At 65.7% G+C, this 13,683-nt stretch carries 13 protein-coding genes; 7 read left to right on the top strand and 6 right to left on the bottom strand.

Annotation, left to right across the window (positions count from 1 at the left end; genetic code table 11):
- Window positions 1-50 precede the first annotated feature (50 nt).
- Window positions 51-1,553 carry an argininosuccinate lyase gene (gene argH / locus A6745_RS07215; RefSeq protein ID WP_066125158.1) on the bottom strand — a complete coding sequence of 501 codons (1,503 nt, stop codon included), beginning with the start codon at window positions 1,551-1,553 and terminating at the stop codon, window positions 51-53.
- 141 nt (window positions 1,554-1,694) lie between these two features.
- Here argH and A6745_RS07210 point away from each other — a divergent pair, with 141 nt between their 5' ends.
- The 4 genes from A6745_RS07210 to A6745_RS07195 all read left to right on the top strand — a co-directional run bounded on the left by A6745_RS07210 (window position 1,695) and on the right by A6745_RS07195 (window position 5,321).
- Complete coding sequence (locus A6745_RS07210; RefSeq protein ID WP_066125156.1) at window positions 1,695-2,621, top strand: LysR substrate-binding domain-containing protein; 927 nt, start codon at window positions 1,695-1,697, stop codon at window positions 2,619-2,621.
- Between the two features lie 510 nt (window positions 2,622-3,131).
- Entirely contained in the window at window positions 3,132-3,395 is a 264-nt protein-coding gene (locus A6745_RS07205; protein ID WP_066125154.1) for a helix-turn-helix domain-containing protein, read from the top strand.
- Window positions 3,396-3,519: 124 nt separating this feature from the next.
- Window positions 3,520-4,833 (top strand): 30S ribosomal protein S12 methylthiotransferase RimO, encoded by a 1,314-nt coding sequence (gene rimO / locus A6745_RS07200; RefSeq protein ID WP_066125844.1) that lies wholly within the window; start codon window positions 3,520-3,522, stop codon window positions 4,831-4,833.
- The gene (locus A6745_RS07195) at window positions 4,830-5,321 is read left to right on the top strand and encodes a cupin domain-containing protein (protein WP_231885927.1); all 492 of its coding nucleotides are present in this window, start codon (window positions 4,830-4,832) and stop codon (window positions 5,319-5,321) included. The genes rimO and A6745_RS07195 overlap by 4 nt, the downstream gene beginning before the upstream one ends.
- Window positions 5,322-5,361: 40 nt before the next feature.
- Here the strand turns inward: A6745_RS07195 and A6745_RS07190 are convergent, their stop codons facing one another.
- Window positions 5,362-5,907, bottom strand: coding sequence for a ferritin-like domain-containing protein (locus A6745_RS07190; protein ID WP_066125150.1), 546 nt, complete (start codon window positions 5,905-5,907; stop codon window positions 5,362-5,364).
- A gap of 234 nt (window positions 5,908-6,141) precedes the next feature.
- Here A6745_RS07190 and A6745_RS07185 point away from each other — a divergent pair, with 234 nt between their 5' ends.
- The 3 genes from A6745_RS07185 to A6745_RS07175 are packed head-to-tail and all read left to right on the top strand — an operon-like array spanning window position 6,142 to window position 7,930.
- Window positions 6,142-6,729, top strand: a complete 588-nt coding sequence (locus A6745_RS07185) for an LOG family protein (RefSeq protein WP_066125148.1) — start codon at window positions 6,142-6,144, stop codon at window positions 6,727-6,729.
- Window positions 6,726-7,304: a hypothetical protein gene (locus A6745_RS07180; protein ID WP_231885926.1), complete on the top strand. Its 579-nt coding sequence runs from the start codon at window positions 6,726-6,728 to the stop codon at window positions 7,302-7,304. Before A6745_RS07185 ends, A6745_RS07180 begins: the two co-directional genes overlap by 4 nt.
- Window positions 7,301-7,930 (top strand): HAD-IA family hydrolase, encoded by a 630-nt coding sequence (locus A6745_RS07175; RefSeq protein WP_066125142.1) that lies wholly within the window; start codon window positions 7,301-7,303, stop codon window positions 7,928-7,930. Before A6745_RS07180 ends, A6745_RS07175 begins: the two co-directional genes overlap by 4 nt.
- Before the next feature lie 117 nt (window positions 7,931-8,047).
- Here the strand turns inward: A6745_RS07175 and fmt are convergent, their stop codons facing one another.
- From fmt to A6745_RS07155, 4 genes are all read right to left on the bottom strand, one after another.
- Complete coding sequence (fmt, locus tag A6745_RS07170; protein ID WP_066125140.1) at window positions 8,048-9,004, bottom strand: methionyl-tRNA formyltransferase; 957 nt, start codon at window positions 9,002-9,004, stop codon at window positions 8,048-8,050.
- A 90-nt stretch (window positions 9,005-9,094) separates the two neighbouring features.
- The gene (locus tag A6745_RS07165) at window positions 9,095-9,748 is read right to left on the bottom strand and encodes a hypothetical protein (protein WP_066125136.1); all 654 of its coding nucleotides are present in this window, start codon (window positions 9,746-9,748) and stop codon (window positions 9,095-9,097) included.
- 372 nt (window positions 9,749-10,120) lie between these two features.
- A complete protein-coding gene (locus tag A6745_RS07160; RefSeq protein ID WP_156513301.1) occupies window positions 10,121-11,428 on the bottom strand; it encodes a helix-turn-helix transcriptional regulator in 1,308 nt (435 codons plus the stop codon).
- Window positions 11,429-11,483: 55 nt separating this feature from the next.
- Window positions 11,484-13,331, bottom strand: coding sequence for a hypothetical protein (locus tag A6745_RS07155; RefSeq protein ID WP_066125132.1), 1,848 nt, complete (start codon window positions 13,329-13,331; stop codon window positions 11,484-11,486).
- Window positions 13,332-13,683: the final 352 nt, after the last annotated feature.

The raw sequence follows: 13,683 nt of genomic DNA, 5'->3' as shown, positions 1-13,683 counted from the left end.
CCCTTGTCTGTGTGTCTTTGGAAAAAAAACCCGCGCGGAAGGCTCCGCGGTCAGGCGGCCAGCGCCCTGGCCTGTTGGTCCAGCGCCTGGTCGGCCTGGTCGATGCGTTGCTGGATCGCGGTGAAGCCCTGGCATGCCTGGTCGACGGCGGACCGTCGCCGCGCGATGTGCGCCAGCACGGCTTGCGGCGCCGGTCCCCCCAGCGACTGCCGCGCGGACACGTTGCACTGCGGGTCCAGGCACGCCGCGATGTCCGGTGGCGGCAGGCCGGCCTTGCGGCCCACCTGCTCGAGCGCGGCGTCGTCGATCATGTCCGCCGATATCGCGCTGGCGCCCTTGCCCGCATCCAGCGCCCGCCGCACGACGGCGCCGATGATGTGGTGCGCATCGCGGAACGACATGTCCGCCTGGCGCACCAGCAGATCCGCCAGGTCCGTGACCGTCGAGAAGTCGTCCGCCGCGCGCGCCGCCATCCGCTGGCCGTCGGGCTCGACCCATTGCACCAGCAGCTTCACCAGGGCCAGCGACTTCAGTGTCTCCTCGCAACTTTCCCAGCAGGCGCGCGTGCTTTCCCGGCTGCTGTCGCCCGAATGCGTGAAGTGCGTGGACTTGACGGCGGTCAGCGCCGCCGAGGTCAGCCCGATCAGGTGCGCGGTCTTGCCGCGCAGGTATTCCAGGACGGCCGGGTTCTTCTTCTGCGGCATGATGCTGGACGTGCTGGCGATGCTGTCCGGAAAGGACAGGTAGCCGAACTCCGGCGTGGACCAGATATAGAAATCCTGCACCATGCGGCTGCACGTCACCGCCAGCACCGACAGCGCCGCGCTCAGTTCCAGTGCGAAATCGCGCGAGGCCACGCCGTCCAGCGCATTGGCCAGGGGCTGGCTGAAGCCCAGCATCTGGCTGGTGTAGGCGCGGTCGATGCCGAACGACGTGCCCGCCAGTGCGCAGGCGCCCAGGGGGCAGCCATCCAGCGACTCCAGCACGTGCAGCAGCCGGCCCTGGTCGCGCGACCAGGCGTCGGCCAGCGCAGCCAGGTAATAGCCATAGGTGATCGGCTGGGCGGCCTGCATGTGCGTGTATCCCGGCATCACGTGGTGGGCATAGCGCTCGGCCTGATCCAGCGCGCCGGTGACGATGTCCGCCAGCAGGCCGCCGATGCGCAACACGTAGTCGCGGGCGCGGATGCGGTCGTTCGTGGCGCTCATGTCGTTGCGGCTGCGGGCGGTGTGCAGGCGGCCGCCCACGTCCTGGCCGACCTGTTGGATCAGGTGGGCTTCGTAGTTGAAATAGGCATCCTCGCGGGCAGGGTCCAGCGGCACGGCGTCCGGTCCGGCCTCGCGCATGCGCAGCAGCGCCTCGGCCAGGCGTTGCGCCACGCCATGTTCGAGGATGCCCTGGCGGTCTAGCATCAGCAGGTGCGCGAGGTTGATGCGCGTCAGGATGCCGAAGTTGGCGGTGAAGGACTCGCGGCTGGTGCGCGGCTGAAAGATGTACTGGATGACCTCGGGAGCAGGAGGCTGGGTGAGGCGGCGGCTGACTTTCGATTCCATGTCTGTCTTCGGCTGTAGGGAATGGGATCAGTGTGGAACCGGGCAATTCATGCGTCAAATCAGATATTTCCAGCCATCCATACAAATTTGATATGCTTTTCCCGCGTTGCGGCCTTTCCTGCCGCGCACACGGATCAGCGGATGAATTTCAAACAGGTGGAAGCGTTTCGCGCGGTGATGATGACGCGCTCGATGACCGCGGCGGCGGGTCTGCTGCATACCTCGCAGCCCAACGTCAGCCGGTGGATCGCGCTGCTGGAGGCCTCGGTGGGATTCGCGCTGTTCCAGCGCGTCGGCACCAAGCTCATCCCCACCGCCGAGGCCGAGGCGTTCCATGCCGACGTGGAACGCGCCTTCATCGGCCTGGAGTCGCTGGGCGACAGCGCCGACTCGATCCGGCGCCGCGGCACCGGCGTGCTGCGAGTGGGCGCGGTGGGATCGATCACGCAGTATGTGCTGCCGGACGCCCTGCTGCGGTTCCGCCAGGAATACGGCGACATCCCGGTCGTGATCAACATGGGGCGGTCGGAAGTGGTGGCCAAGTGGGTGGTCACGGGCCATTGCGACATCGGCTTCTGCTCGCTGCGAACCGAATTGCCTGGCGTGCGCTTCGACACGCTGAATTCCGCGTGCGGCGTCGCAGTGGTGGGCCGAGCGCATCGCCTGGCCGGCCACGCGGTCCTGCGCCCCGCCGACTTCGCGCACGAAAACTTCATCTCCCTGCCCGCCGGCAGCATCAACCGCATCGAGGTCGACCGGCACTTTCCGGACGACGAGCGGATCATGTCCATCGAGACGCCCTATGCTCCCACCATCTGCGCCATGGTCGGCAAGGGCCTGGGCGTGTCGATCGTCAGCGCCATCGTGGCACGCGCGCTACGCATGCCGGACGTCTGCGAGATTCCGTTCTCGGAGAAGGTGCTGTTCCACAGCTATGCCGTCACCTCGGATCACCTGCCCGTCAGTTTCCTGGCGGCGCGCTTCACCGAGTGCGTGCAGCAAGTGTTCGATGCGCTGACGGCGTCACCGTCGGGGAGGCGCAAACCCACCAGAAGAGCCAAGCCTTGAAGCGACGTACCCGATGCCGAGGGCGCTGCGCGCCCGCCCGCCCGCATGGGCCTGCATGGCGCCATAGACGTGATCCTGGAAGCGCGTGGACGCCAGCGGACAGACCTGCACGCCATGCAGGAAATCGGTCAGATCGCTGCTTGCCAGGTTTGTCCAGCACCTCGGAGAACGGACCGGTGCGGTCAAACGCGCCGCCACTTGCGAGATCGGGATCGGGAAGCAACCCTGCTCATCCAGACGTTGCGATGCGCCTATCCTCGAGATGTGCACTGCGTCACCGAAAAGCGGCAACGCGAGCAAGACGTCTCGAACCTTCCGGGCCCTATCGTCACCTGTTGAAAGGTATTCATGACACGACTGGAAAGTCCCGGCTGACCACGGCATAGCCTCCCTACGGCAGTGCCGTATAATTCGGCCCTATCCCTCGTCGCCCAACGGTTACCCCCGCGGCACGACGGCCTGAATCCCTGGGTGGCCGCGCACAGGCGCCACCCGCCCTTCGAACGAACCATGAAGAAAACAGCCCCACTGGCGCAGCCCGCGCGGTGGCAGCCGTCGCACATCAGCGAAGCGCGCAGCCGCGTCGGCCTGCCTCAGGCGGACTTCGCGGACCTGCTGGGCGTCAGCGTGCGCACCTTGCAGGACTGGGAACAAGGCCGCCGCAATCCGTCGGGCGCGGCCAAGACCCTGTTGCGCGTGGCCATCCTCCACCCCGAGACCCTGCGCGACCTGCCGCCCTGGCATGCGGACGACACGAACACTACGGTGAACTAGATTGGAAATCCTGGAAAAATCCCGCGCCGCCAACGGCGCCGTCAGCGCAGCCGATAACGCACCCGGCAATGACACCGGCAAGCAACTGGGCGACGCCATCGCCGCGGCCGCCACCAATGGACACGTGCCGCGCGTAGGGTTCGTTTCACTTGGCTGTCCGAAGGCCCTGGTCGATTCGGAACGCATCCTGACCCAGCTGCGCACCGAGGGCTACCAGATCACGCCCAGCTACGACAACGCCGACGTGGTGGTGGTCAACACCTGTGGCTTCATCGACAGCGCCAAGGCCGAGTCGCTGGAAGCCATCGGCGAGGCCATCGCCGCCAACGGCCGCGTGATCGTCACGGGCTGCATGGGCGTGGAGGAATCGGCCATCCGCCAGGTGCACCCCAGCGTGCTGGCCGTCACCGGCCCGCAGCAGTACGAGCAAGTGGTGCAGGCCGTGCACCAGGCCGCCCCGCCCGTGCAGAACCACAACCCCTACGTGGATCTGGTGCCGCCGCAGGGCATCAAGCTCACGCCACGCCACTACGCCTACCTGAAGATCTCCGAAGGCTGCAATCACCGCTGCAGCTTCTGCATCATCCCGTCGATGCGCGGCGACCTGGTCAGCCGTCCGGTGGGCGACGTGCTGAGCGAAGCCGAGCGCCTGGTGAAGGCCGGCGTGAAGGAACTGCTGGTCATCTCGCAGGACACCAGCGCCTACGGGGTGGACGTGAAGTTCCGCAGCGGCTTCTGGAACGGCCGTCCGGTCAAGACGCGCATGACGGAACTGTGCGTGGCCCTGTCCGAAATGGGCGTGTGGACGCGCCTGCACTACGTGTACCCGTATCCGCACGTGGACGAAGTGATTCCGCTGATGGCCGAGGGCAAGCTCCTCCCCTATCTGGACATCCCCTTCCAGCACGCCAGCCCGCGCGTGCTCAAGCTGATGAAGCGCCCGGCCTTCGAGGACAAGACGCTGGCCCGCATCAAGCGCTGGCGCGAAATCTGCCCCGACCTGACGATACGCTCGACCTTCATCGTCGGCTTTCCCGGCGAGACCGAGGAAGACTTCCAGTACCTGCTGGACTGGATGAGCGAAGCCCAACTGGATCGCGTGGGCTGTTTCCAGTATTCGCCCGTGGAAGGCGCGCCCGCCAACGCGCTGGCCGACCCCGTGCCGGACGAGGTCAAGCAGGAACGCTGGGAACGCTTCATGGAGCACCAGCAGGGCATCTCGGCCGCGCGCCTGAAGCGGAAGGTGGGCCGCGAGATCGACGTGCTGATCGATGGCACCGATGAGGACGGCGACATCATCGGCCGCTCGGCCGCCGATGCGCCGGAGATCGATGGCTGCGTCTACGTCGACAGCGAGCGCCCGCTGGCCGCGGGCGACATCGTGCGCGTGCGCATCAAGGATTCGGACGAATACGATCTGTGGGGCGAGGCGCTGTGACGTTGCCCGAACGCGCGCAGGAACTGGTGACACGGCTGCGCCTGCAGCCGCACCCCGAAGGCGGCATGTACCGCGAGATCTTCCGGTCGGGGCTGACGGTGCTGCGGCAGCCGGACGGCCAGCCGCGCAGCGCGCTGACGTCCATCTTCTTCCTGCTGCCGCGCGGCGCATGCAGCCGTTGGCACCGCGTCGAGGCCGACGAAGCCTGGCATCACTACGAAGGCGAGCCCATCGATCTGCTGGTGCTGCTGCCGGAGGCCACGCAGGTGATCACCTGGCGGCTGGGCGCGGTCGATACCGACACCTTGCCCGTGCGCGTGGTGCCCGCGGGCGCCTGGCAGGCCGCGCGCCCGGCGGGCGAGTACGCGCTGGCCGGCTGCTCGGTAGGCCCGGGTTTCGAATTCCCGGATTTCGTGCTGGCGGCGGACCTGCCTCTGGAAAACTGCCCCGCGGCGCTCAAGCAGGCGCCCTACGACGCGCTGCTGTAGCCCATCGCCAGCCGCGCAGCGGACACGCGTCCTGCCCGCCTCACTTTTCCAGGAAGTCCGACAGGTCGTCGGCGTGCTCTTCCTCGGACGCCAGAATCTCTTCCAGCAGGCGGCGCGTCGTCGAATCCTTGTCGCCCACGTAGTCGATCATGCGGCGGTAGCTGTCGATGGCGATGCGCTCGGCGATCAGGTTTTCCTTGATCATGTCCTGCAGCGTCGTGCCTTCCACGTACTCGGAGTGGCTGCGCTTGGTCAGGCCCTCGGGCGACAGGTTGGGCTCGCCGCCCAGTTGCACGATGCGTTCGGCAAGACGGTCGGCGTGCGATTGCTCTTCGGTCGCGTGCTCGGCGAACTCGGCCGCCACCGGCTCGGCGTTCAGGCCGCGCGCCATGAAGTAGTGGCGCTTGTAGCGCAGCACACAGACCACTTCGGTGGCCAGTGCTTCATTCAGCAGCTTCAGTACCGTTTCACGATCGGCGCGGTAGCTATCGGTGACGGCGCCCGACTCGATGTCCTGGCGCGCCTTGGCGCGAATCGCCTGCACGTCCATATCGAACGAACCTGAGGTCTGGGTGGACTGTTTCATGTCGTTGACTCCTGGCTGGTGAAGGCGTCCCTTCTCGCTCCGGACGCCTGGAACAACCCAGTGTATCGATGGCGTTTTTTTGTGCTGTGTCGAATTCTTGCGGCCAAAAGTGCGCCGGAATCGCCCCGCCCATAGGGCGGCGCGGCTGGCAGGCCCGGCGAGTTGCGTAAACTAGTTAATCATTCTTGCGTCTGTCTCCTACTTTGTAACCGGCGAAGCCCGCCGGAGCGTCCCATGCCTCTGAAGAACATCTGCGTGTACTGCGGCTCGAACAGCGGCCGCCAACCGGTTTATCTCGAACAGGCCCAGGCCTTCGGCCGCGAACTCGTGCGGCGCGGCCTGGGCCTGGTGTATGGCGGCGCCAGCGTCGGCATCATGGGCGCCGTGGCCGACGCCGTGCTGGCCGAAGGCGGCCGCGTCCTGGGCATCATCCCCGAATCGCTGGTGCGCAAGGAACTGGCGCACCACGGCCTGACCGAACTGCGCGTGGTGCAGTCCATGCATGAACGCAAGACGCTGATGGCGCAGGAATCCGACGGATTCGTCGCGCTGCCCGGCGGCGCCGGCACGCTGGAAGAGATCTTCGAGACCTGGACCTGGGCACAGCTCGGCATGCACGGCAAGCCCTGCGGGCTGCTCAACATCGCCGGCTATTACGACCAGCTGGCATCTTTCCTGGACCGCACCGTCAGCGAAGCCTTCGTGCGCGAGCAGCACCGCGCCATGCTGACGATCGAGTCCGACCCCGCGGCGCTGCTCGATCGCTTCGCCGCCTACTCTGCTCCCACGGTGTCCAAATGGATCGCAAAGGGCGAACATTGAAAACCTCCCTCGCGCGTGACAGCGCCGCCGTGCTGCGCGACTACGTCCACGCCAAGGACGAGAACCGCCCCTGGTACATGACGCGCGCCTTCGCGCCCAATGCGCTGCTGAAGATGGCGTTGCGCACCGAAGCCATCGCTTTTCCGCCCGAATCGCGCGGCCGCGACGCCATCACCGACACACTGGTCCGCCGCTTCGGCCAGGCCTACGACAACGTCTACACGTTCTACCTGTCGCGCCCGGAAGACGGGGCGATGCTGGACACGTACGACTGCGACTGGATCGTCGGCATGACCGAGAAAGCGACCGGCCAGGCGCGCGTGGGCTGCGGCCGCTACGACTGGACCTTCCAGCGCGAGCCGCACCTGGCCAGCAAGCTGGTCATCACCATCGAGACCATGTTGACGCTGCCGGCGCGCGACAGCGAAGCGGTGCTCGAATGGCTGACCGGCCTGCCCTATCCCTGGACCGATGCCGCCCGGGTGGTGGCCGCCGCCCCCGCCATCGAAGACCTGGCGCCGGTCCTGCAATGGATCCGCCGCAACGGCCCGCAGCCCGCACGGGAAACCGCTTGAAGCCAGACATCGCGGCCTTCGATTTCGACGGCACGCTGGCCGACACCCTGCCTTGGTTCGACGGCATCCTGGACGACGTGGCCGACCGCTATGGCTTTCGCAAACCCAGCGCGCAAGAGCGGCAGCAGATGCGCCATCGCAGCGCCCAGGACATCCTGAAGATGCTGCGCGTGCCCTTCTGGAAACTGCCGGCCATCATGATCCACGTGCGGCAGCGCATGGCCCAGGCCGGGCCCGGCGAGGTGCGCCTGTTCGACGGCATCGCCGACAGCCTTTCACAACTGAAGCACGCGGGCGTGCGCCTGGCCGTGGTCAGCTCGAACTCGCTGGACAACGTGCGCCGGGTGCTGGGTCCCGCGATCGAGCCGCTGTTCGATGACTACGAATGCGGCACCGACATGTTCGGCAAGTCGGCCAAGCTGAAACGCCTGCTGATGCGCCACGCCGTGGCGCCGCGGCAACTGATGCTGGTGGGCGACGAACTGCGCGACATCGAAGCGGCGCGCCAGGCCGGCGTGCGGGTGGGATGCGTGGCCTGGGGCTACAACCACGTGGATGCGCTGCGCGCGGGATCGCCGGATACGCTGTTCATGAACGTGTCCGATATCCCGGCCAAGCTGACGTAAACGCGGCTGCCGCCGCACTGCTTCAAGTGGGTTGCAGGCAGGCCACGGTCTGGTTTCTGGCGGTCCCGCGCGAGCCACGCCTGCCATGGCCATGGCGTCGAACTCAAAGGGAACCGCTCACTCGCCTGCCTGCGGCGGCTGCCATCCCTGCACGAAGACCTCTACCGGCTGACGCTTGCCGCCCGCCTTCTGCAGTTCCAGCAACCGCAGCACACCCGCCGCCGTGGCCACGTCCACGCCCTGCGGGGACGCGCGCAACACGTGCCCCGGTTCGGCGTCCGCAGCCTGTTCCGGCAATGCCTGGGCACGCCAGACCTTCACGGGATCGGCCAATCCAGGCAGCCGCAAGGTGGCGCCAGGAACAGGATTGAAGGCACGGATACGGCGTGCCAATACCTCGGCGGATTGCGTGAGATCCAGCGCAGCCTCGGCCTTGTCCAGCTTGGCGGCATACGTGACGCCTTCTTCCGGCTGCTTGCGCGCCGTCAGCCCGCCGTCCTGCAAGGCCGCCAGCGCCTCGACGATGGCCCGCCCGCCCGCTTCGGCCAGCGCGTCATGCAGCTCGGCCGCGGTCTGCCGCGGACCGATGGGCACCACGTGTTCGAGCAGCATGTCGCCCGTGTCCAGCCCTTCATCCATCTGCATGATGGTGACGCCGGTACGCGCATCGCCCGCCTCGATCGCGCGCTGGATGGGCGCGGCGCCGCGCCAGCGCGGCAACAGGCTGGCGTGGATGTTCAGGCAGCCGCGTTGCGGCAACGTAAGCGTCCATTGCGGCAGGATCAGGCCATAGGCGGCCACCACCATGATCTCGGGCGCCACGCGGGTCAGCAGGTCGCGCGCGGCGGCCGCCTCTTCGGGATAGCGGCCATCCAGGCGCAGGCTGCGCGGCTGGGCCACCTCGATGCCGGCAGCCAATGCCGCCTGCTTGACCGGGCTGGGCGTCAGTTTCAGGCCTCGGCCGGCAGGACGGTCGGGCTGGGTCAGCACCAGCGGGATTTCATGCCCGGCGGCCAACAGGGCATCCAGCGCGATACGCGCGAATTCAGGGGTTCCGGCAAAGACGAGGCGCATGGGCAGGGTATGAGAATCGAGACTGCGCCACCGCGCGCGGCGCGATGGCTTCCAGCCCGATTTATACCGCGATCCCGCCTTGCGCCGGGATCAGAACGTGTACGACACGCCCACGTAGGCCTGCGGGAAGAAGCGCAGCGAATCCGCGTCGTCCTGCATCTTGTCGCGCTGCTTGTCGATTTCGCGCTGGGCATCGCCCGAACGGATGCCCAGGCGGGTGTACAACTGCGGCGTCACGTCGACGTTGACGGTGGGCTTGCCGAACAGCACGCCGACGTCGGCGATGAAACCCCAACCCGTCTTGCGCTGCACGACGTTGTGGCCCCAGCCGATCCCCAGGTAGGGCGCGATCCGCGGGAAATCGAGCTTGGCGCGGGCACGGTCGCCCTCGCGGTAACGCACGCGCGTATCGCCGATGCGGATGCGCCCGTTCTCGTCGGGCCGCGCGTCGGCGGAGCCCGTCATTTCGCGCCAGCCGATACCGGCCGTCAGGCGAAACCCCGCGTCGAAGGGAAACCAGTCCGCATAAACCATGGCCTGGTTGCTGCGGAACTTGCCGTTGTAGTCGTAGTCGTTGGTGGTGCCGCTGTGCTTGATCGTGCCCATGGTGCTGAAATCGGCGCGCACGGTGAACGACTCCGAAATGCCTTGGGCATAACCGATGCCGGCGCCCAGGAAGCCGGCATTGCCGTATCCCTCTTGCGCGCTGGCCGGATGGCACGCCAACGAGGCGGCCAGCGCCATCACCGGCAATGCGGCAACGCGAGTGGAACGGGTGCGGGACAGTCGCGCAGGAATACCACGCACGGCCGCGGTGCAAGACGGAACGTATCGCATCATCAGGAGAGAGTGAGTGTGGGAGACACTATCAGGTGAAATGGCCCGGGCAGCGGGGGCCAGCGCGATCGCGGCTCATGATGTGAAGACTGTTCGTGGGACGGCCTTCTTGCGCATTCAGGGGCGCGGGGGCACTCGAAAAACCCATAAATACGGTCTTCCGGGATCTGTGAACAAGTATTGCGAAAAATTTTGCGCTTTGCGTGACTGATTGACCAAGAATGTCGGCGAAACGCAACATTGATACAAAATTCTTCGGTTGCGCGCGCAAGTCCCCCGTCAGGCCATGAACGCGGTGGACGACAGTTGCAGCATCAGCCGGATCAGGTCGGCCTGCCGGCTGGTGGTCGTCTTGCGATAGATGGACTGCAATTGCTTGCGTACCGTGTCATGCTGCACGCCGGCTCGCGCGGCGATTTCCTTCACGGTGCATCCGCCCGCCAGCATGCGGCTGACGCGAAGCTCGGATGGCGTCAGGTCGAAGGTCTGGGCCAGCAATTCCGCATCCAATGGCGCCGCCGTGGCGGGATGGTGGAACAGCACCAGGATCAGGGGCTGCATACTGTGGACATCGTCAGGTTGCTCGGGCATCAGCAGGGTGTAGAACGCATACAGCACATCGCTGCCCGCCCCGGGAAAGCCCGGCGAGGCGATCTGCATCGAGCGGTAGCCCATGGAGGCGCCCTCAATATCGCCGCGGCGCGCCGCCATGGCAAGGCATCCCTCCGTGAATTGGTGCTGGAAGGGCTCGGGCAGCCGGATCATGCCCTCCAACGACGCCAGCAGAGCGGTCGCTTCAAGCAGGCGCCGGCACGCCTCGTTGAACGACACCACGGCGCCATCCGGCTCCAGCAACGCCACCGGCTGGCGTAGTTTGTTGACCAGGGCATGCCCGATCAGCGCCTTGGTCGACGCGACGAAGCGATGGCTTTGCAAGCGCGCCGCGCGTTGCAGATGCGGCGTCAGGCGGCCAAGAAAGTCCATCTCCGTTTCGCTAAGCGGGGACTGGTCCAGGCCGCGCATTACGGCGAAGAAAACGCAGGTGGCGTCGTCATCCAGCAACTTGCAGCCCGATACATGGCGCAGGCCATTGGGAATCAGCAATTCCAGGAAAAAGTGATCCCCGGCGACGGCTGCCTCGCCGCACAGCGAGTGGGAATGCAACCAATGGCCCGGTGCATAGGCCGCCAGCGCGGCCACGCGCGGATTGACACGTACGTTCTGCTGCAAATATTGCGACTGGGCCGGCGGCGGAAGGTTGTGCCCGTCGATGTAGGACAACACGCCGTGGCGCTTGTCCAGGGCCAGCAGATAAACGGTGGGCACCTTGAGGGCGTGGCTCAGCTCGGCAAAGAAATTCCCCCATGCGGCGGGACGCAATGCAGCCTCATATATCGCATGCACGAGCGCGTCATAGCATGCATGCGACACATCCATGAATCCGGCTCCACGATCGATAATTTCGCACACGTTACAACACAATACGAAATGCGTGCGGAATTTTACGACGCCTGCCGTCCGTCGCGGCGAATAGGCAACAATGCCGCGAAAAAAAAAGCGCACCTGCTGGGTGCGCCATCTGGGCAAGACACATTACTGAAGCGCGGAAACGTCCGGCAAGGACCTTCCGCGCTTCAGGAGCTCAGTAGGAATAGGCGGAATAGTCGTCGTAGATCGCCAGCTCGTTCAGCAGGCCGCCGAGTTCGACCAGACGCGAAGCGCTCGGTGCCAGAGGGACGAAGTTGCACGCCGGATCGCAGATGGATGCGGTGCCATTCTGGGGAATGCCGGCGGTGATGGTCAGGCTGTAGACGCCATTGGCGACGGCAGGCGAATCGCCACGGCGCAGGTTGCCATGCACGGTGCGGCCCGTCATCTGGTTGACCGACTTGATCAGGGTCGTCGCCAGTGGCGGCGTCACGTTGACGCCATTGATGACCGTCTCGGTCCAGGACACCGTCAGCGCTGGCGTTTCTCCAGCCTGCGAACCCGACGGCGACAGGACGGACGCCTTGGTCTCGTCGGTGAGATCGCGCCAGACGTTCAGCGTGCGGCCCACATCGGCGGTCACGGGCAGGGCTGGATTGATGACCTCGTCCTGGCCGATCTGTTCGCCGCCCTCGTTGAAGAACGTCACCGTGTAGGACGAATACGGGGGAATGGTGGACGCGTCATAGACACGCGTCGCCCGGTTGTAGATGCCGGGCATGCGCGGCGCGGTATATGCGCCATCTTCGAAGAATGGCATCCAGGACCAGCGGTACAAGCTCGTGTCATAGCCAATCAGGTACGGAGGATCAGGCAATTCCTGCAAGGCGTCCATGGTCAGCCCCAGCGTGCTTGCCCCGTCCGCGATGCGCGGGGCCAGCCAGGCCTTACCGGAAATGCCGGGACCGGACACGGACGCGAAGGTCACGGTTTCCGCGCCGATCTTTCCCCCTGCGGGAATGGCGAGTTGAAGGCCGGCCTCCAGGTTAATCTGCGCGCCGGCGGACACCGATTGCCCCCGGGTGATGAAGCTGCGCAGGCGCACCTCGTAGACCTGCTGGTTGCCGTGGATCTGCCAGCCGCCATTGGGCGTGTTGACGGCGAATTCTGTCCACGTGCCGGTCTTGCCATTGGCCAGCGTGTACGGAATCTGTACCAGCGCACGCTTGCCTTCGTCCAGCAAGGTCAGCGTCTTGGGCATGCCCACCGCGGTGACACCGCCGGCGGCCTCGATATGCGCATCGACGAAGTTGCTCAGGCCGTTGAAGCGGTAGTCGGGCGAGAGCGCGGTGACGCAAGCCGCCTCGTTGGTGCCGATACTGCCATCGGCCAAGCAGCGCTGCAGCGCGGCGGCCACGCTGGCCAGATAGTTGGCCGCCACGGGCGGCGGAGCCAGTTTCTGGCCGGGCGAGCCAGAGGCCAGCGCTTGCGGATTGAACACTACGCCGTTGGCGGTATCGCCGATCGAGGCGATGCGCAGGCCATTGGGCGTGTGCTGGATAGACAACGAATCGATGACCGCGTCCACCCCGCTGTGATTTGTGGCGAATGTCGTTGTGAACGGGTCGAACGAGTCGGGCACGCCGTTGGCGGACAGAATGTCGGCCAACACGTTCTTCAGCACGGCAATGGCGCCCTGCAGCGTGGCGGGCGACACGTTGGCCAACTCCGGGTGCGTGGCCAGTTGCAAGGGGTCACCGGACTGGGTCAGCAGCGCGGCCACGGCGGTGGTCAGCGGAGTCAGGTTGACGACGGCCGTAGGCGCCTGGTCAACCGCGGTGGGCACTTCGGTCAGCAGCGACACCATGGGTACCGAGCGCCCCGAAGGATCGGCGGCGACCAGCACGAACGGCGGCTTGGCGCCGGTGATGTCGAACACGAACGCCCCGTTTTCATCGCTCTTTGCGGTCAGCGTCTTCAGATTCGCATCGGTCAGCGTGATGAACACGTTTGCCAGCGCGGCGCCCGTGGCGGCGGTGCCGGTCAGACGCGTGGCGGCCACGGGGGTCGAGGTTCCTGATGCCGGCGGATTGGCGGAGGACTTATCGTCATCGTCACCACCACCTCCGCCGCAACCGACCAAACTCAGAATGGCAATGCTCAACAGCGCCGGCAGCGTCCGGCGGCCCACCTTGTAATCCATGAATTGCTCCGTAAATGCCTTCGTGAGGTATATGCCATATCAGCGCGATTAACCGGCAGACGGCCAATCACTGAGGGCGAACGAGTCTATCGGGACGAAAGAAAAACCGTCCATACCTCAAATGGGTAATGGACATCCAGAAAATGGAAAATCACGAATAGCGCGATTCGGATTTCATTTCAAATTCGAAAAACCGTTCCGGGATCGACAT

Origin of the sequence: Bordetella ansorpii (genome assembly GCF_900078705.1) — a bacterium.
Classification (GTDB): domain Bacteria; phylum Pseudomonadota; class Gammaproteobacteria; order Burkholderiales; family Burkholderiaceae_B; genus Bordetella; species Bordetella ansorpii_A.
This window is presented reverse-complemented; position numbering and strand designations above follow the sequence as displayed.